A 19,073-nucleotide genomic window follows, 5' to 3' on the forward strand; every position below is an offset into this window, starting at 1 on the left:
CACCTCAGCCCAGCGTTCTGCCGAGGGCCACCATCGCGCGTACGACCTGCGCGCGCACCTCGGGCGAGGCGGCGAGATCTTGGCGCACCTCGAGCTCCAGCGCGCGGCGCCCATGTTCTTGTGCGTGCCATTCCGCGCTGAAGATCAGCCCTGCGCGCCCGGAGTACGGTTCGTTCATGCGAACGACGAGGCCAGTCTTGGCGAGCTCGATGCGGGCGCTCTCGGCAAGCTGCTCGTCGCGATCGAAGAGCACCCCGACCTCGACCGCGCGCGTCACACCGTCGAAGACCGGCGTGAAAGTGTGCATCGCCAGCACGACCGGCGCTCGATCACGCCCGAGCTCTCGCTCGATCGCCGCGTGGTACGGGCGCCACAGGCGCTCGAGCCGGAGCTCGCGTTCGTCGGCGTCGATGCCGCGGTTCAGCGCGACCTCCCGCCCTTCTGCGCGGGCCAGGAACAGGCCGGGGGAGGCCTCGTCCCGATTCGGGTCGACGAGCAGCCGGCTGAACCGCGAGAGCACTGCCGTTGCGCCGATTGCCCGCGCAAGCTCGCGCGCGAGGTCGGCGGCTCCGAGATCGTAGGCCCAGTGCGTACCGACCAACCAGGCGTCCTCGGGGGGCAGCCGCCAGGGATCCGGAAAGCGCTCGGACGCGTGCTCTGCGGTGATCAGAAAAGGAGCGCTCGGTGTGTCTCCGCGGAGCACTTCGACGGCGTCATCGAGTTGGGCCAGCACTTCCGCCGCTCTTTCGCATGGATGGGCGGGGTGAGGCAATGGTCCGCGCTAACAGCAGAAGCCTAGACAGCACCACTTTCCACCACCGCAGTCCTGCTTGGTGCAGCACTGCGCGCAGTACGACCCGCAGTTCTTCCCGCCGTACTTGCAGACGCAGTTGCCACCGGAACACTGCTGACCGAGCCCGCACGTCTTCCCGCACTGGCCACAATTACCGTTGTCCGTGTACACGTCCACACACTGGTTGGCGCAGACGGCGACGCCGGTGGGACACACAGCCGCACAGACTCCGTTGCTGCAGGAGGGCGTCCCCCCCTGGGCCGCCGTACAGACCTTCCCGCAGGCGCCGCAGTTAGCCACGTCGGTCTTCAGATCCAGACAGGCGGTGCCGCAAGTCGACAACCCCGCGGCGCACGTGATGCCACAGGCGCCACCAGCACAACTCGGTGTCCCGGTGCCGCTCGTGGGCCCCGGGCAGGTCTTGCAGCCCGCGCCGCAGTGCAAAACATCCGTGGTCGTGTCGAAGCAGGTCGTTCCCGTACCGCAGGTGGCAAATCCCGCGGAGCACCCCACCCCGCAGCCGCCGTTCGTGCAGGTCGGAAAGCCGTTCGGCGTGGTGGCGCAAACCTTCCCGCAACCGCCGCAGTTGCCCGGATCGTTCGTGGTCAGCGTCTCACAACCGTTGGCCGTGTTCCCGTCGCAGTCGGCGTAGCCCGTCGAGCAACCGCCGGTGCTGCACTTTCCTCCCACACAGACCGGCGAGCCATTTTGGGATGGGCACGCTTGTCCGCACGCCCCGCAGTTCAGCACGTGCGAGTTGAGGTCGGTCTCGCAGCCGTTGTCCTTGTTGTTGTCGCAGTTGCCGAAGCCGGAGTTGCAAAGCAGATCGCAGACCCCGTTCACGCAGCCCGCGACTCCGTTGGTGGAATTGCACTTCTTGCCGCATCCACCGCAGGTCGACGGGTCGGTGCTGGCGTTGCTCTCGCAGCCGTTGGCTGGATTGCCGTCACAGTCCGCCCAGCCGGCGTCACACTGCTTCACGAAGCAGCGCGCCACGGGGTTGCCGGTCGGGTTGGGCTCACAGCCCGCGGTGGCGTGGGCCAGCTGGCACTTCTTGCCGCAGAACGAGCAGTTGTTTACGTCCGCTATCAGATCGACCTCACAACCATTGGTCGGGTCGAGATCGCAGTTTGCCGTGGTCTGAGGCTGGCAGTCGTTCGGGACGCACTTCCCAGCCTGACAGGTGTACCCCGGCCCGCTCGTGACGAAACAGTCGGTGCCACACGCACCGCAGTTCGAGGGGTCCTTGTCGAGGCTCGTCTCGCAGCCATCCACTGCGTCCTGGTTGCAGTCGCTCCAGCCCGCGTCGCAGGCTCCGACGTCGCAGCCCTTGATTGAGCACTTGGCCGTGGCTTTCGGCACGATGCAAGGAGCGCAACCGGTCGACACGAGGCAGCCGCTCGCCGGGTCGTCGCCGGAGACGCAGGTCAGGTCACCCTTGTCGTCGGGGCAAGCCTTGGCCCCAGGGAAACATGTCCCGCTGTTGATGGTCTGCCCGCCATCGGTGCCGGCACCACCGCCAGCGTCGGCCGCCGCGGGGGCGGATCCGATCGGGTCGATGCCGCACGCACTCGGCAGGCCGAGCGCAACCGCGAGCATGACCGCTAGCCCAGTGGCACGGCGCATCACCGCTAGCCTAGCGGTCAGCGGCCCCGGGCTCCACTTCCGGCCGAAAACGCCGAGGTATCGCCGAGCTTGGCGCCTCACGCACGGTCTGCACGGAGCCTTTCTTCCCCAGATTGCCCTCCTTCGGGCGTCGCGCTACACGGATGTCGCCGCGCGAACCGGAGCCTCCCTCCCGCTCTCGCGGCACGGTCGACGAGGCGACCTCGTGTCGCACGGCGCCCCCCGCTCGCACGCACGGCCGAACCCGGCAGCGCGCACGACTCCGGGGAGGGCGGCAGGCCGGGCTCAGACGGCGAACAATCCGCGGACCGTTTCCGCGTCGCAGCAGAAAGAGAAAGGTCACCATCATGGCAAGGAAGAAGATCGCACTCATCGGCGCAGGCAACATCGGCGGCGAGCTCGCCAACCTGTGTGTGACGAAGGGACTCGGCGACGTGGTGCTGTTCGACATCGCCGCCAAAGAGAGCTTCGCCAAGGGCAAGGCCCTCGATCTGGAGCAGAGCTCGGCGATGAACGGCGGCGACGTGAAGGTCACCGGCACGTCGAACTGGGCCGACTGCGCTGGCGCGGACGTGCTGATCATCACCGCCGGCATCCCCCGCAAGCCCGGTCAGAGCCGGGACGACCTGGTGGGCGTCAACCTGCCCATCATCCGCGATGTCGCGGACAACGCGAAGAAACACTGTCCCAACGCCTTCGTGATCGTGATCTCGAATCCGCTCGACGCGATGGTTTACGAGTTCAAGCGCCGCACTGGTTTCCCGGCAGAGAAGGTCGTTGGAATGGCCGGCGTGCTCGACAGCGCGCGGTTCACGCTGTTCTTGGCGCGGGAGCTGAACGCGAGCATCAAGGACATCCGCGCCATGGTGCTCGGCGGTCACGGCGACGACATGGTGCCGATCTTGTCGTATTGCACCATCAGCGGGGTCGCTCTCCCGCAGATGATCGAAAAGGAAAAACTCTCCTCCATCGTCGACCGTACCCGGAAGGGCGGCGGTGAAATCGTCGGACTGATGGGCACGAGCGCCTACTACGCGCCGGCGGCGGCCTCGATCGCGATGGCCGAGGCCTACCTGGGTGACCAGAAGCGCCTCTTGCCCTGCGCGGCGTACCTGACCGGACAGTACGGCTACAAGGACCTCTACATGGGTGTGCCGGCCGTGATCGGCGCGGGCGGCGTGGAGAAGATCCTCGAGTTGCCGCTCAACGACGAAGAGAAGGGCATGCTCGCGAAGAGCGCCGCCAGCGTTCAAGGCGTCGTCGACGTCGTAAAAAAGATGGCGGGCTGAGCCCAGCGGTCAGCGACCCCGTCACCACCGGCCGCCCCCCCAAGCTTCGCCCCAGGGCGGCCGGGACCGACGATCCCCACTGCCGGGGCTGTGTTCCCGCTGGGAACAAATCCGCCCTCGACCGGAGTCGGTTGTCCGCTATCCTCACGGCCGAGGTGATGGTGATGCGCGCTCGCAGTGCAGTGTTGGGTTTCGTTGTCTTGAGTGTCGCGGCGGCCTGCGGCGGTGACGATCGCTCGTTCTCCGGTTCGACCGGCGGGACCGGCGGCGCGGCTGGGGGCTCTGCGGCGACGGGCGGCTCCGCGACCGGCGGTGCAGGCGGCGGCAGCGCAACCGGAGGCACGACCAGCGGCGGCGGTAGCGCCGGTGCAGGCGGCGCGACCGGTGGCAGCGGAGGCGTGTCGGGAAGTGGTGGCGCTTCTGGTAGTGGGGGTGCAACCGGCGGAGCAGCCGGCAGCGGTGGCACGACCGGCGGCGCCGGTGGCGCGACCGGCGGCAGCGGTGGCGCGACCGGCGGCAGCGGTGGCGCGACCGGCGGCAGCGGTGGCGTTGCTGCGTGCGACACCACGAAGAACATCTGCGCTGAGACTCCGCCTGGCGGTTGGACCGGCCCGCTGGCTTTGTACAAGGGCGCCGGCGCGCCTCCGGGTTGCCCGGGCGCCTATCCAACCAAGATCAGCGACGGGAAGACCGGCTTCAACCCCGGCACTCCGAGCTGCGCATGTAGCTGCGATCCCGCTACGGGCATCGGGTGCGGCGGCGTCGCCGCTGCGGTGTATGACGTTCCGAACAACCTCGCTGGCTGCACGGTCAATCCCACGGGCTACACCAAGGTCTGGGGCGCCAACGCGGGCGTTTGCACGAAGGCCAGCGCGAACGCGCTGGGGCAGGTGGCGCTGTGGTTGGGCTCGCCCACCTCGGCCGGGGCCTGCGCGCCCAAATCCAACCACGTACTACCCACGCCGACTTTTTCGGATCAAACCCGCCTGTGTACGGGTGCTACCGCGGTCGCTGGCAGCTGCGGCACTGGACAAACCTGCATGCCCCAGCCGTTCAAGCCGTTCGACGTGTGCGTCTACCACTCCGGAAACCTCGCGTGTCCCAGCGCTTACCCGCAGAAGACCGTGGTCTTCGACGGCTATCAGGATACGCGCTCCTGCTCGGCATGCTCGTGTGGAAACGCGACCTCGAGCTGCAAGGGAATGGTGCAGTTCGCATCCACGTGCTCCTCGGGGGGGATTGCCTACGGGGCGGTGTCGGGCTGCGGCACGCCTAGCCCGGACATCGCGGCGACTCAGTACGGCACCTACGTGCCCAACCCGAGCGGCACGTGCCCCGCGTCATCCTCGACCCTCACGGGCACGGCAGTCCCCACCGGCGAGACCACCGTCTGCTGCAAGTGAGCGCCACCGCCGGCTGACCTAAACCTCGGCGAGCCGCGAGCGCCGCTTGCCAGCGCCTCTACCCCAGGACAAGAAGGCAGCATGTCCGACCCCGAGCACGGTTCGTTCGCTGAGCTGTGGCATCGCGTCTGCTGGCCTGTGTCGATCACGCTGGTGGTGCTCGTCATCGCCGGCGCGCGCTACGAGGGCACACAGCATCTCACGGCCACCGTGCTCGCGCTCGGAGCGCCGCTCGGTGTCATCGTCTTTGGCATTCTGCCACTGGGGGAGTCAGAGAGGCCATTGAGGCTCGCCGGCATCGCTGTCGGGGTGACGGCGCTGTTACTCGCCGAGGCGGAGATCGGCCACCTGTTCTTTCCACCGCCGCCCCTGGCCCAGGCCACTCTCAGCGAGAAGAGCCCGGACGCAACCCTCGACGGTGTCGAGGGCCGAGGCGAGTTCGAGCTCGAGTCCAGCGGCTCACTCGGGACATTCAAGGGCTCGGCCGAAGAGAAGTTCGTCCTCGACGTCGAGCGCGCCGGCGCTCATCGTCAAATCGAAGGAGCCTTCTCCAAGAGCAGTGCGACCCGCGTGTCGCGCCGTCGTACCCCCACGCAGAGCAGCTCGCACGCCATCGATGACGATCGCCAATTCCTTTCGCTGCCGGGCGCCGGACCAATCCACGCGCACCTCGTACAACTGAGCGGCACCGGACCGCGCTCACTCAAGCTGAGCCTGCGCCCGACTCTCCCCGGCGGACGCTTGCTCGAGTGGCTACTCGAGTTAGCCGTCGTGCTCGCGGTCGTCGTACAGGCAGCCGCTGCGCGCCAAGGTGCCCGCACACAGTTTGCGGCCTTCATCGGCATCGCGGGCGTGCTCGCGCTCTACCTCCCCCATCACTTCTCGGCCTCCGACCCACTGGGCGCGACCTTCGGCGGGCTGATCGTCGCGCTCTTGGTCGGCGGTCTCGGGGGTTATTTCATCGGCAGCGTGGCCTCACGCTTGGCCGGACGCCGCGACGCCAACTCCGCTTGATCGGGCCGACTACCTCACCGTCACCGGTGTCACACTCGCATCCGGGTCGATGCGCAGCGCGCGCACCCCGGAGCCCGTGACGCCGAGCAGGAGCACGGCAGCCTTGCGCCGCGCGACGAGGGACAGCTTCACCACGGTGCTGCCCTCGAACTGACCCCCGTTCAGCGTGCGGTCGTCGAACACGAGGTTGTCCTTGGCCGAGGCCACCTCCCCCGCCACCGCGATGCGAGCCCGAACGCCACCCGCCGCCGAGCGCCAGATCAACAGGAGCTTGCCCCCGAGGCCCGCAGCCACCACGTCCCCCGCGCTGGTCCCACTCGGACGATTCGCGTCCGGTGAGTCTTTGAGCACCTGATCGAGATCGACCTCTTGGGTGTGGCAGCTCTCCGCAGTGCAGCGCGCGTACTGAACGATGAAGCCGATGCGATCGCTGGGCGTTCGCTCTCGTCGACGGGTCACCACTCGCGTCAGGGTCAGGTCGTCCAACCCACAAGCAAACACCCGGCTCGGTACCTCGACATCCGCCGACAACTTCGCGGAGTGGACCGGCGACGTTTCTCCAGCCTTGAAGAACACCACGCGCCCGTCCGCTCCGCGGGAGAAGAGCAGCGCGAGCGCATGCTCGGTGCGACACGCCTCGAAGTCCGAGGGAACGGCCTCGACCTTCGTCAGGCGTTCGGGCTTCCCGAGGCTCAGGGGCTCCAGCCCGAGCTTCGCGGTCATCAAGTAGTCGTAGTCGTCGTCCGCGCGGGCGATCCAGAGCAGGCGCTCGCCGAACAGGACCGCTCGTTCCGCCTCCCAGTCGAGACGCACTGGTTTGCCGTGGCTCTTGCCTTGCCAGTGCAACAGATCCCAGCCCTCTTCCGCTTCGGAACGCGGGCTCGGCCCCAGAGTGACGAAGCTGCCGTCCGCATAGCCAAATGCCCACGCCGCTCGACTGGCGTTACCCGCGTCGAACGTCGTGCCGTTGTCGGCGCGAAAAAAACGATACGCGCGACCGTGTGCGGCCACCGCGTCGCTGATCAGGGTCGGGGCTCCATCATCGGTGCGAGGCCAGAGCGCGAACTCCTGCATGCCGGTCGGCGCCTTGGCACCGACGCGAGTGCAGGCCGCGCTGGCGAGATCTGCACCAAATAGACAGAGCTCCCCTTCCTTGAACAAGACCGTCAGCTGAGCACCCGGCTGCGCGTCCGTCTGAAGGCCGTCGAGGGTTGCGCCCGCAGCAAGGCCCGGAATCGACTCGTCGGCGACGACCGCAGGGGCGGGCGCCGCGACCACACCCGCCGGGGCGGCGACTCGCGCAGCCGACGACTCGAACAGGATGTCGATCTTCGATGCCGAGGCAGCAAACTCACCCGTCTCGAGCCCTTCCGCGAGGGCCGCGCTCACTTCTTCTGCGAGCGCCTCGCGCCCCGCGCTCTCGAGTGCGCCAACCCACTCGCCCAGGTAGAGCTTGCAACGCTTTGGCCAGTCACCCGACGGCTCGCCGAGCCCGATGCGCCGGATGCGGCCACTCGCCCGCTCTCCGGCCGTCAGTGGTTGTCCCAAGAGACAGAGCTCGAGCGCCGCGCGCCGCGAGTCCGCTTTCCTGCCCGCGTTCCAGCGCAACCCGAAGCGAAGGCCGATGCCCAGGAGCACGAGCGCAACGACGATCACAGCCGCCGTGACCCCACGTTTTTTCACGACCTCGAGGCTACCTCGGTCGACCGGCCTCGGTCACTTCCGAGTTCGGCGAGCGCCGATCGGCTCAGCGAAGCGCGCTGCTCGGCGGGGGAGGCCGCTCGCCATGGGAGAGCTGCAATACCCACAGGCGAAGGAAATCTGCCTCCGTGAGAATGCCGACCAGGTGGTCGTCCTTCTCGGTCACCGGCAGGCAGCCCAACTTCGAGTCCCACATCAGCCGCGCGGCATCGACCAAGAGCTCGGTCGGGGCAACACTGACCACGTCGGTCTGCATGATCAGCTTCACCGGTTGGCTGTAGATGATCTCGTCCCGCTCTTTTGCCATCGATGACAGAAAGCTCGACGATGCGTGCAGCAGGTCGCGGTGGGTGACCAGACCGACGAGCTTCCCAGCGTCGACGACCGGCATGTGGCGAAAGCGGAAGCGCTTGAAGCCGTCGTCGAGTGACGCGATGGTGTCGTTCTCGGTGATGGTGACGACCTTGCGGGTCATCACGTCGCCGACGGTCTGAGTCGAAGGGGTGGTCATTACCTGACTTCGTAGGTTGTGGGGACGACGCGAGTCAAGCCGCGGCGGTCCGTCGCGCCGCGTCACGACCGGCTGCGCAGGGCCAAGCTGCCACGCGCGGCCCCGCGAACCCCTCGCTCGACCGGGAACCGACCGTAGAACTGGGGCTCACACCCCGGCGGCGTGGCGCTCAGCCAGGGCCGCGCACTCGCTTCGGCTCGAGCGACGCCCGCGCACCGACCACGTCGGTGTAGACGAGCTGGCCGGCGGCGTTCGGATCGAGCTCGGCAGCGTTGGCCTCGTCGGTGTCGATGTGCATCTCCAGCTTGAACTTCGGGCTGACCCGCACGAGCACGTCGCCGAAGGTGAGATCGCGCGGACCGCCTGTGATGGCGACCTCGACCTCGTCGCCGTCATCGACGCCGAAGCGCTCCGCGTCGCTCGGGGTCATGTGAATGTGCCGCTTCGCGCAGATCAACCCCTCGCTGAGTGAGACGCGGCCGAGCGGCCCCTCTAGCACGATCGGCGCGGAGCCAACCGTGTTACCGGAGTCCCGAATCGGCGCGTCAACGCCCAGCTTGAACTCGTCCGTTCGAGAAACCTCGACCTGATTCCGGGGCCGCAGCGGGCCGAGCAGACGCACGCCGTCGATGCGTCCTCGCGGGCCAATCAGGTTCACCTGCTCCTTGCAGGAGTACTGCCCGGGTTGGGAGATGTCTCGGTGATGAGTCGGCGTCGCCTCGGGACCGAACAGCTCGGCGAAGGTCTCGGTGGTCAAGTGCAGGTGACGAGCGCTGACGGCGATCGGGATCGGGCCTGGCGGCGTGCCCCGCTCGCGCTCACGCAAGACGGCGACCGTTTGCCTTGCGATGGACAGCTCCTCGTTGGTCTTCACGACCAGGCCGGCCACGCCGGAGTTTGCCGAAGTGACGAATGCGACCGGTGCCTCGTCCGACACCCGGGCGTCGCGGTTCTTGTCCTCGTCGAGGTCGATGCCCAGAAAATCGAACCGCTGCAGGATGCGGCGGCGCATGGTGGCGCCGTTTTCACCGATGCCGCCGCTGAATACGACGGCGTCGAGCCCACCCATGACCGCCGCGTAGGCCCCGATGTACTTGCGCACACGGTGAGAAAACACCGTGATCGCGAGGCGGCAACGATCGTCGCCCGCTTCGGCCCGCGCTTCGATGTCTCTCAAGTCGTTGCCGACACCCGAGAGGCCCGCGAGCCCGCTCTTTTTGTTCAACAACTCCTCGAGCGACGCGGTGTCGTAACCGGCGCGCGCGAGCATCAGGAGCGCGCCGGCATCGAAGTCGCCGGAGCGAGTGCCCATCACCAGGCCTTCGAGCGGCGTCATCCCCATGCTGGTCTCCGTCGAATGTCCGAGCTCGACCGCGCAAGCGCTCGCGCCATTCCCCAGATGCAAGGTGACCATGCGCAGCGCCGACAGCGGCCGGCGAAGCGCCTGAGCGGCGAGCTCGGCAATGTAGGCGTGCGAGGTTCCGTGAAACCCGAAACGACGAATTCCGTGCTGGGTCGCCACGTCCTGATCGATGGCGTACGTCGAGGCGCGCCGCGGCATACGCGAATGGAACGCGGTGTCGAATACTGCCACGTGCGGCACGCCGGGCAGGACGCGCCGCGCCGCACGAATGCCGGCGAGGTTTGCGGGGTTGTGCAAGGGCGCTAGCGGGATACAACGCTCGATCGCCGCTTCCACTGCGTCGTCGACCAGGGTCGCGCTGGTGAAGTCGGCCCCCCCGTGCACGACGCGGTGACCGACAGCGCGGATCTGGTCGCTCTTCACTTGTTCGAGCACCTCGCGCACTGCCTGTTCGTGGGAGCGCCCAGCCTCGCCGATGCGCTCGACCACGACCTTGAACAATAGCTCGCCGGACGCGGGTTCGAGGAGCTGGGCCTTGAGGCTGGATGAACCGGCGTTGAGCACCAAAACTGACATGATTGCCTCGGTAACACGAAACGCGGGCGCGGCCCGAGCGGAGCGGCCTGGCGCCACCGGCCGGCCGCCGTTATCCTTGCCTGGCTCGAGGGGGGACGAAACGGGGCGGCAAGGGGCTCGATGAAACGAACCAAGGCGAAACCACTTCCGGCGGCGAACGAGCCGACACGTAGAGCGTTTTTCGCGGGGGCGGCGGGCGGCGCAGTCGCCCTCCTCAGCGGCTGTGCAAGTAGCTCGTCGCAGGCGCCGGCGAGCGGCGGTGCGACCAGCAGCGGCGGTGCGACCAGCAGCGGCGGCGCAACCGGCAGCGGCGGCGCGTCGGCCGGCGGCGGGGGCACGGGCTCCGTGAGCTGCACGGTCTACCCCGCTCAAACCGCGGGCCCGTTCTATCTCGATCTCGATCTCTTGCGCGGCGACATCACCGAGGCAAAACCCGGCACCCCCCTCACACTTCGCATCACCGTGCAGCGCGCCGCCGACTGCGCACTGCTCAAGGACGTGCCCGTCGACATCTGGCACTGTGACGCCGGGGGCATCTACTCCGGTTACCCCGGGCAACTCGGGGGGCTCGACACCACGGGCCAGAAGTTCCTGCGTGGCACCCAGGTCACCAACGCAAACGGGCGCGTCGAGTTCACGACCATCTACCCGGGCTGGTACCCCGGACGCACCACCCACATCCACTTCAAGGTCCACCCTTCGAAGACCACCGAAGCCGTGAGTCAGCTCTACTTCCCCGAAGACACCTCGAGCGAGGTCTACAAGTCGGGCGCGTACGCGGCTCACGGTCAGAAGGACACGTCGAACAACGGTGATGGCGTGGTGGCGGGAAAACTGCCACCGTTGCTCGTGCTCGAGAAGACTGCGTCGGGCTGGACCGCAGCGCTCACGGTATCCGTCGCAAGCTGAGAGCGTCCGTCGAGGGCGACACGGGGCTGAGCGCAGCCCGCCGAAGCTCTCACCGGCAAAGCCCGTCGTCGCCCGCGTCAGGCTCGACTGATATACTGCGCCAATGCGCGCGCTTCGTCTCGGGCTCGGCCTCCTCGGATTTTGCGCGATGCTCGGCAGCGCGGCACCAGCCGAGGCCTTCACCACGCGCTTCCACATCAAGCTCGCCAACGACGTGCGCAAGGCGTTGATCGAGAGCGGCGGGGCCGGCGTACCGCTGCGCTTCGGCAACTACTCCGTCGTGCTGAAACCCGAGGACGTCGACGCGCTCACCAACCACCCGCTCGAGTTCCGGGCCGGCGCGGTCGGGCCGGACAACATGGCGTTTCCGGGCATGACCGATCCCTCCCACGCCGTCGGCCAGCGTCCCTACGAGCAGTGTGAGCTCCTGTACCAAGAGGCGATCTTGCCCGAAGAGCGCGCCTACGCGCTCGGCTGTTTCCTGCACGGCGCGAGCGACGCCATTGCACACCACTACGTCAACTTCATGACCGGCGAGACCTTCACGCTGGCGCCCATCACCAGTGGCCGGCAGCAGTCCTGGAGCAACGTCGTGCGCCACATCATCGCCGAGACCATGGTGCAGGACGCAGCGTTCGAGCTCTCGCCGGGCTCGTTCACGACCGCGGAGCTGTCCCACAGCATCCCGAAGAGCTTCGTCGAGCGAGCGTACTTTTCGGAGGCGAGTCCGCTCTGGAAGATGGTCAGTGCGAGCGCGCTGGCGAAATTCGAGTCGACCCAGGCGCAGAACCCGGGGGAGGTGCTGACGCTGTTGATCCCCAAGGCAAAGCTGGCGACGGCGGACTCTCTGGTGCTCGCGCCGCGCTACTTGCGCTACCTGGACGACGAACGGAAAGGCATCCGCAGCAAGATCGAACAAACAATCGCGGGGCTACAGAACACGACGACCACCGACGGCGCCACGCTCGGCGTGAAATCCGGGCCGGACGGCAAGCTCGGGACAACCGACGACACCACCGCCTGCACGGCGACTTGCCCGAGCCTGTACGGCAAGTACAAGACCTACGTCGCCCTGCTCGCTCCCCGCTTCGACGCTGCGCAAAAGCCCCTGCCGCCGGCCTTCGACAAGATCAGCGACAAGCTGCACGACGACCTGTACCAGTTCATGCCGGCGTATCTCGCCGTGGTCGAGAACCTGTCGAACAAACTCAACACCCCGCTCACGGCTGGCGGCGACGGCCTGAGCATCGACAAGGGCGAGGTCGCCACGCTGTTCTTGCCGCTCACCCAGTGGTCCGGCAACTTGACCACTATCGACTACCAGGCACTGACGACCGCCGTCCTCCCCCAGTGGCTCACCGATCTGCAGAACACGCTGCAGATCGTCGGTGTGAACATCTCGATCCCCAACCTGATTGCCGCCCTGCTCGATCCGGTGATCACACCGATCAAGGACGCCATCAAACAATACGTGATTGACGCGGCCTCGGACTACGTCGGGGAGCTGGTCGATCAGTACAAACAAGAGTTCGCGGTGGTGAAATCCGAGTTCACGACGCGCCTGGTGCAGGCGGCGCCGGCGGGCCAGGGCGGCACGTTCCTGGATCAGCTATTCGACAGCGGCCTCTACGGTCACTCGTTCAACATCGCTGCGACCGCCATCGCCGACCACCGCGTGGTGCTGCCCACCACCAAGGACACCATGCTGGGCCCGGTGAGCTTCGATGCATCGTACACACCCGCGTGGATGCAGGCAGGCGTGTGCGAATACCTGCAGAAGGTGATCTTTCCGCTGGGCGTCGACGCGGCCGCCCTGATGAGCCTGTGGAATGCCGGCTCGAAGCTGCCGGCGCAGCTCGGCACGGACAGCCCGACCGAGTGCCATGACGGTTCACTATCTGCGTTCTCTGCAAACCCGAGCCCGGCGGTGTGCCAGCTCGTGGCCCTCGATCCCCTGCTCGCAGACCCAGCCCACAAGGGCACGTTGACCCGCGCTCATCCTCCGCTCGCGGGTGCCACGCCGGTCGACTGCGTGGGACTGTCGATCGACGGACTGCCGGGGCCACCACCCGGCATCGGGGGTGTTGGTGGCGGCGGCAGCGGCGGCAACGGCGCAAACGGCGCGGGCGGAGCGGCGGCGGGCAGCGGCATCCCATCGACCGGTCCGGGCTCGAGCGATGACACCGGTTCTTGCGGCTGTCGTGTTCCGGGCACGCCGTCCCGCGGAGGTTCGCTCGTCCTGTTTGCCATCGCAGCGCTCAGTCTGCGCCGGCGTCGCGCTCGTGCCGGCGCGGAAAGACGTCGCCCGGGTGAGTCGCTGCTGCTCTTGCTCTCACTCACAGCCTGCAGCGCCAACGACGGCTCGAGCGGTGACGGTGGTGCGGGAGGGTTGCCAGGCGGTGGCGGCGCGGGCGGCGCGGGCGCGACGGGCGGTGGTGCAGGCGGCTCGTTCGGCGGCAGCGCGGGTGCGGGTGCAACGCCATCCGGAGGCCAAGCTGGCGCGAGTGGAAGCGGTGGCGCGGGCGGTGCAGGCGGCGTGGGCGGAACCAGCGGCGCGGGCGGCGGCGGTGGCAACGCCGGGCTCGTGTTGCTCAACCAGCTCGGCACGAGCGTGTGGCATGGGACCCAGACCCGGAACGGCAAACCGCGGGCGGTCGAGCTGAAGTTCGACGCCCCCAACCTGTTCTGGGCGGAGACGCAGAATCCCTACGGACCGGCGCGCAAACGCCGTCTGCGCATCATGCAGGTGCAAGCCGACGGCAAGACCGTCCAGACGACCCAGACCGTACCGGCGGGGTGGCCGGCTGACACGGACAACGGCAAGAAAGAGAGCTTCGCAGTCACGCTCTTGCCGGGCCCGCCCAAACAACTGCGCGTGGAACAGGGCGCGAACATCGAGCTGTTCGACGAGGGCGCCTGGTCACCGCCGACCACGGGGCTCACCGCCATCGTGCGCGCCTTTTCGGCGACCGGCGCCATGGCCAAAGCTTTCTGCGAGGCGAGTAGCCTGACCGCACCCAATCGCGCCGTGATCTGGGAGTTCGCCCGCTCGAAGTCCACCGAGATCGCGCTTGCTGAAGACATCGTGGCGGGCGCGCCACTCAGCAAGTGGACGGACCCGACCGGCCTGAACCAGTTTGCCATCACCAACGTGCCGGGCTTCGACAAGAACGGCGGCACGGAGCTGTCGGATCAGTTCAACTTCATCGTGCTCTACCTCGGCACGGTCACCCACCCCGCTGGAGCCATCTCGATCCGTGAAAAGGACGACGTGGTCAGCGACGGGATCTGGGTGTTTCTCGGAGCCAACGTCGGCAGCGCCAACACCAACGACGTCTTTCTGGAGGTGCACAGCCATGCCACGACGGATCTCACCGTCGACGCACCTACCGCCAACTTCCCGACCCAGGATCTGCCGATCGAAGCGATGATCTTGCGCTGCAACGACAAGTTGATCGACATCGACATCGAGCTGTCCCAGGGCGGCGGCACCTTCGCGGCTTTCACCGCCGGCAAGACCAAACCGAAGCTCGATTCGAAGCTCTTTCCCCCGGCGCTCTGAGGCGGCTTTCGCCCGAAAGGCGACCCACGAGTCCGAGGGTCATTCACTGCGGGCGATCACGTGAAAACCCCGCGGGGTCTCGACCACGTGACTGAGCTCACCCACGTCCAGAGCAAAAGCGGTGTTGGCGAAGGTCTCGTCCAGGTCGCTCTTGGCAACACTGCCGAGCTTTCCCTGCGTGGCGTCGCCGGCGTCACTGAACTTCTTTGCGATGTCGTCCCACTCACCCCCCGCGAGTAGCTGCTCGCGCGCCATGCGCGCACGCAAACACGCTTCACCTCGGGAGCGCGTCGCCCCCTCGGAGCGTTTCAGGTCGCGGTGCCGCACCAGGATGTGGGCGACCGTGATCTTGTCCGGCGCACCGCTGCGCGGCGTTCGGAGAGCGCCGGCTTCTTTCAGGCACTCTTCCTCGGCGGACCCGGCGGCGGACGCGGGCGGAGCGGTCTTCGGGGTGTCCACCCCCGGGGCAGCTCCACCACACGAAGGTAGGCAGAGCGCTGCAACAATCTGCCAACACACAGCTCGAATTCGAATCGGCGTCCCCATGGGCGTTCGAGCATAACGGTCCCGCCGCGCGGACGCGACTCGTTCGTGAGTGTGCCGGTTCGTTGTTACAGTGTCCTCCCATGTTCCCACCGGAGGCCTGGGTCGACGGTTACCTGACGACGATGCGGGAGCGCCTGCGTGTCGCTTACCGGCGGGTGACCGCGGCGCTCGACGACGCAGCAATTCCCTACCTGGCAGCCGGCGCTGGTTTCTTCCTGCTGCTCGACCTGCGGCAGTTCCTGGCTGAGCCGAGCGCCGACGCCGAGCAGGCGCTGTGGCGCAGAATTTTGGACGCGGCCAACGTGAACCTGACCCCCGGCGCTGCGTGCCGCATCCACGAGCCGGGTTTCATGCGCCTGTGTTTCGCGGCAGTGCCGACGGACACCGCGGTCCTCGGCGTGCAAAAGCTGGCGCGGGTCCTGTCCGCGCGTTGAATCGGGCAGCGTGTCCGCTCGCGGGGTTCAGCCGAGCGCATCCTTCACGATGACGGTCCAGTCGTCCTTTGCGTGGCCGCGCTCGAGCCAGCGGTCCATCTCCGCGGCAATGGCCGGGATGGCGGCCAGCGGCACACCGCCCTGCGCGGCCTCCTCACACATGAGGCGCGCGTCTTTGCGCGCCATGGCGAGCTCCCACGACGGATGTGCAAAGTCGCCCTCGAGCATACGAGCGACGCGAGCGGGCACCATCGCGCCCGGGTTGAACAAGTCGAACAGCGTGCCCGCCTCGTTCGCCGGGATGCCGAGGGCCTTCGCCAGCGAAAACGCGTCCGCCAGGCCCGCGGTCATGGAGATCAGAAACAGGTTGCCGATCAGCTTCATGCCGGCGGCGCGCTCCTCTGCGGGCCCCAGGTAGGTGAGCTTGCCGGTCATCTTCGCCAGCTCCGGCGCGAGCGCATCGAAGCGTGCACGCTCGCCCGACGCCAGCATGAGCCCGCTGCCCTCGAGCGCGTTCGACGGGCCCATGAACACCGGGGCGTGCTGAAACGCGACGCCGCGCTCGGTCCAGCGTCTGGCCCGGGCCAACGTGCCCGTCGCGGTCGTCGTCGTGTGATCGACCAGCACGACCGAGGCCGAAAAACCGGGGCGCGCGCGCTCGAGCACCTCGTCCACAGCGGCGTCATCCGACAACGTCAGGTGTACCCGCGTCGCCCCGCGTGCAGCCTCGGCGGGGTCTTCGAACGCGGTGGCTCCGTCAGCCTCGAGCGCCTGTGCCCGGACGTGGGTGCGGTTGTAGACATTCACGACCTCCCCGCGCCGACGGAGCGCACGCACGAAGTTCGAGCCCAGGAGTCCCATGCCGAAAAACGCGATCATGTTGGCTGCTCGTAGCACGGAAACCGCACTGACAGCGGAGTTGGGCGCCGTGTGGTTTGGCGGCCCCATCGACGAGCACAAAAGATGCGGGCCTCACCCTGCCGACTGGGTAGACTGGGCTCTGCCGTGTTTCATCCCCATGGTCTACAGCCGGGGAGCGTCTTCGCGGGCGACTTCCGGATCGAGCGTGCCCTGGCCATGGGCGGCATGGGTGCTGTCTACGTCGTCGAGCAGCTGAGCACGGGTCGCAAGCGCGCGCTCAAGCTGCTCCTGCCGTCGTTGACCGAGAACGAGAAGTCGCGCGAACGCTTCGAACAAGAAGCCCGCATTGCCTCGCGCATCGACAGTGATCACGTGGTCGAGGTCGTGGCGGCGGGGGTCGATCCGACCACACACGCGCCGTGGCTCGCGATGGAGTTGCTCGAAGGCGAGACCCTGGCAGAGCGCATCACACGCGGCGGACCCATGCGTCCGGTCGAGGTGCTCGAGGTCATGCGGCAGCTGTGTCACGGGCTTGGCGCGGCGCACGCCACCGGCCTGGTGCATCGCGACATCAAGCCGGAAAACGTCTTCCTCGCCGCGCCCCGCCGAGAAGGCATCCCTTTCACGCTGAAGATCCTCGATTTTGGCATCGCCAAGCTGACCGAAGACGTGCGTGGTCAGGGCAACGTCACCGGCGCAATCGGCTCGCCGCTGTGGATGGCGCCGGAGCAGGCCTCCGCGTCGGGCGTCGGTCCGTCCACCGACGTCTGGGCACTCGGCCTCGTCGTGTTCAACTGCCTCACCGGGCAGTATTTCTGGCGCAGTGCGACCGGCCCCCAAGCGTCGCTCCAGAGCCTCATGAAAGAGGTGATGTTCGACCCGATGCCGCTCGCTTCGGTTCGCGCAGCAGAGCTCGGCTTCGCCGCGTTCTTGCCGCCGGGCTTCGACGCCTGGCTCGCCCGCACCACCTCACGAGACCCTACCGCGCGTTTCCGCGACGCCACCGAGTGCCTGGCGGCGCTGCATCCTGTGCTCGATCCGCTGTCGCCGACCCTGGTGGAAACCGAGCGGAGTGTGCTCCCGCATTCCGTCCCGCGTGGCTCGTCGGTACCAGCAGCGTTCGGGGCGACTGCACCGGTCGCAAGCGCGCCGCTCGAACCCGCGCGAGGCAACAAGACCCTGGTGTGGATCATGGCAGGCCTCGCTCTCTTCCTGTTTGGAGCGGTCGCGGTGGTCGGCTTCGCGGGCCTCGGATTCGGTTACTATTTCACGCGCGACGCCGCTGTGGCGCCAAGGAGCGCCGCCGCCCCGGTCATCGCCGGGACGGAAACCGCCTCACCGATCTCCACGCCTGGGAGTGCCCCGTCCGTCCCCGAGAGCGGTGGCGCCACCTCGACCGGAAAGCGCTCAGGGTCACCGACAGCACCGGGAGTCCCTGCGCAGCCCGGTGTACCCGACTCTCCCGCCTCCCCGGCAACGCCTGCCACACCCACCACACCCGCCACACCGAGCAGTCCGGCGGCTCCGTCGTCGACGGTCGTGGCGATGAAAGACGTCTCGGAGCAGCCGGCGCGGGACTACAAGCTCGCCTGGTACAAACAGAAGATCACCGCCTGCTGGCAACAAAACGAGGGCGCCAAACCCGACGCTGGCAGCTACTCGTGCACGGTCACCGTGAAGCTGGACGAGCTCGGCCGAACGTCGAGTGTGAGCGTCAGCCCGAGGCCATTCAAGAGCTTCGCCGGCTGCACCGTCGTGCGCACTTCCGAACACCCCTGGGGCCGAGGCCCGGTGGAGACGAAGTCATTTGGTTTCAGCTTTTGAGCGCTTGCGACAAGCGTGCGAACCGCCTCCTGGCCGCTGGTTGCGTTGACAGTACACTCTTGGTTCTGCGCTAATGCTCGAGGCGCGAGGAGCCACCCTGCCATGATCGTCACCCGCCGCGGTTCAGTGCTCTTGATGGCCGGCGCGGTGTTCGCCTTGGGCTGCAGCTCGAGCTCGACCAACGAAGCGAAGGGCGGCGCTGGCGGGGTGGCCGGAACGAGCGGTTCGGGCGGGGTGAGCGGCTCGAGCGCTTCGGGCGGTGCTGCGGCAACCATCACCTGCGGCTCGAGCCAATGCGACATCGCCACTGAGAAGTGTTGTTTTGGTCTGATCGGGGAGGGGCTCACAGCAACGTGCAGCCCGCTCGCGACGGCTTGTCCCGATGGCGCGAAGCGCACCTCGTTCTGCGACGACAGCGCGGACTGCAAGGCGCAAGGCAAAGAGGGCGCGATCTGTTGCGCGACGACGGGCCCGGTGTGCAATCCCGGTAATCCAGAAGGCTGCATCACGGGCGTCGTGTGCGCGGCACCCGCGGGTTGTCCGAAGGGCTCCGTGATCCTCTGCGACCCGGCCGGTGGAACGTGCCCGAGTGGTCAGAACTGCACTGCTCCGGGCGGCGCGCTGAGCGCTGGGATCTGCAAGTAGACGCCGGCCCACCGCG

At 67.5% G+C, this 19,073-nt stretch carries 15 protein-coding genes; 7 read left to right on the forward strand and 8 right to left on the reverse strand.

The window, feature by feature from the left end:
• Positions 1-4 precede the first annotated feature (4 nt).
• Both IPI67_03630 and IPI67_03635 read right to left on the reverse strand, forming a co-directional pair.
• The gene (locus tag IPI67_03630; GenBank protein ID MBK7579275.1) at positions 5-733 is read right to left on the reverse strand and encodes an N-formylglutamate amidohydrolase; all 729 of its coding nucleotides are present in this window, start codon (positions 731-733) and stop codon (positions 5-7) included.
• Positions 734-781: 48 nt separating this feature from the next.
• The gene (locus tag IPI67_03635) at positions 782-2,419 is read right to left on the reverse strand and encodes a hypothetical protein (protein MBK7579276.1); all 1,638 of its coding nucleotides are present in this window, start codon (positions 2,417-2,419) and stop codon (positions 782-784) included.
• Between the two features lie 347 nt (positions 2,420-2,766).
• On the opposite strand from IPI67_03635, the gene mdh reads away from it, so the two are divergent.
• The 3 genes from mdh to IPI67_03650 all read left to right on the forward strand — a co-directional run bounded on the left by mdh (position 2,767) and on the right by IPI67_03650 (position 6,125).
• Entirely contained in the window at positions 2,767-3,708 is a 942-nt protein-coding gene (mdh, locus tag IPI67_03640) for a malate dehydrogenase (protein ID MBK7579277.1), read from the forward strand.
• A 131-nt stretch (positions 3,709-3,839) separates the two neighbouring features.
• On the forward strand, positions 3,840-5,111 hold the full coding sequence (locus tag IPI67_03645) for a hypothetical protein (protein ID MBK7579278.1): 1,272 nt from the start codon (positions 3,840-3,842) through the stop codon (positions 5,109-5,111).
• An 81-nt stretch (positions 5,112-5,192) separates the two neighbouring features.
• Positions 5,193-6,125, forward strand: coding sequence for a hypothetical protein (locus IPI67_03650; protein ID MBK7579279.1), 933 nt, complete (start codon positions 5,193-5,195; stop codon positions 6,123-6,125).
• Between the two features lie 9 nt (positions 6,126-6,134).
• Here the strand turns inward: IPI67_03650 and IPI67_03655 are convergent, their stop codons facing one another.
• The 3 genes from IPI67_03655 to IPI67_03665 all read right to left on the reverse strand — a co-directional run bounded on the left by IPI67_03655 (position 6,135) and on the right by IPI67_03665 (position 10,276).
• Positions 6,135-7,808, reverse strand: coding sequence for a hypothetical protein (locus IPI67_03655; GenBank protein MBK7579280.1), 1,674 nt, complete (start codon positions 7,806-7,808; stop codon positions 6,135-6,137).
• A 64-nt stretch (positions 7,809-7,872) separates the two neighbouring features.
• Positions 7,873-8,337: a CBS domain-containing protein gene (locus IPI67_03660; protein ID MBK7579281.1), complete on the reverse strand. Its 465-nt coding sequence runs from the start codon at positions 8,335-8,337 to the stop codon at positions 7,873-7,875.
• A 169-nt stretch (positions 8,338-8,506) separates the two neighbouring features.
• Positions 8,507-10,276 (reverse strand): acetate/propionate family kinase, encoded by a 1,770-nt coding sequence (locus tag IPI67_03665; protein ID MBK7579282.1) that lies wholly within the window; start codon positions 10,274-10,276, stop codon positions 8,507-8,509.
• 120 nt (positions 10,277-10,396) lie between these two features.
• On the opposite strand from IPI67_03665, the gene IPI67_03670 reads away from it, so the two are divergent.
• Together IPI67_03670 and IPI67_03675 are read left to right on the forward strand one after the other, a co-directional pair.
• The gene (locus IPI67_03670) at positions 10,397-11,185 is read left to right on the forward strand and encodes an intradiol ring-cleavage dioxygenase (protein MBK7579283.1); all 789 of its coding nucleotides are present in this window, start codon (positions 10,397-10,399) and stop codon (positions 11,183-11,185) included.
• Positions 11,186-11,288: 103 nt separating this feature from the next.
• Entirely contained in the window at positions 11,289-14,747 is a 3,459-nt protein-coding gene (locus IPI67_03675; protein ID MBK7579284.1) for a hypothetical protein, read from the forward strand.
• A 39-nt stretch (positions 14,748-14,786) separates the two neighbouring features.
• Here IPI67_03675 and IPI67_03680 read toward each other — a convergent pair whose 3' ends face one another.
• Positions 14,787-15,206 (reverse strand): peptidylprolyl isomerase, encoded by a 420-nt coding sequence (locus tag IPI67_03680; protein ID MBK7579285.1) that lies wholly within the window; start codon positions 15,204-15,206, stop codon positions 14,787-14,789.
• A 167-nt stretch (positions 15,207-15,373) separates the two neighbouring features.
• On the opposite strand from IPI67_03680, the gene IPI67_03685 reads away from it, so the two are divergent.
• Positions 15,374-15,727 carry an aminotransferase class I/II-fold pyridoxal phosphate-dependent enzyme gene (locus IPI67_03685; GenBank protein ID MBK7579286.1) on the forward strand — a complete coding sequence of 118 codons (354 nt, stop codon included), beginning with the start codon at positions 15,374-15,376 and terminating at the stop codon, positions 15,725-15,727.
• A 27-nt stretch (positions 15,728-15,754) separates the two neighbouring features.
• Here IPI67_03685 and IPI67_03690 read toward each other — a convergent pair whose 3' ends face one another.
• Positions 15,755-16,606: an NAD(P)-dependent oxidoreductase gene (locus tag IPI67_03690; protein ID MBK7579287.1), complete on the reverse strand. Its 852-nt coding sequence runs from the start codon at positions 16,604-16,606 to the stop codon at positions 15,755-15,757.
• A 1,244-nt stretch (positions 16,607-17,850) separates the two neighbouring features.
• Entirely contained in the window at positions 17,851-18,135 is a 285-nt protein-coding gene (locus IPI67_03695; GenBank protein MBK7579288.1) for a hypothetical protein, read from the reverse strand.
• Between the two features lie 379 nt (positions 18,136-18,514).
• Between IPI67_03695 and IPI67_03700 the strand changes: the two genes are divergently transcribed.
• Positions 18,515-19,057, forward strand: a complete 543-nt coding sequence (locus tag IPI67_03700) for a hypothetical protein (GenBank protein ID MBK7579289.1) — start codon at positions 18,515-18,517, stop codon at positions 19,055-19,057.
• Positions 19,058-19,073: the final 16 nt, after the last annotated feature.

The organism is Myxococcales bacterium, assembly GCA_016706225.1.
Classification (GTDB): Bacteria; Myxococcota_A; Polyangia; order Polyangiales; family Polyangiaceae; genus JADJKB01.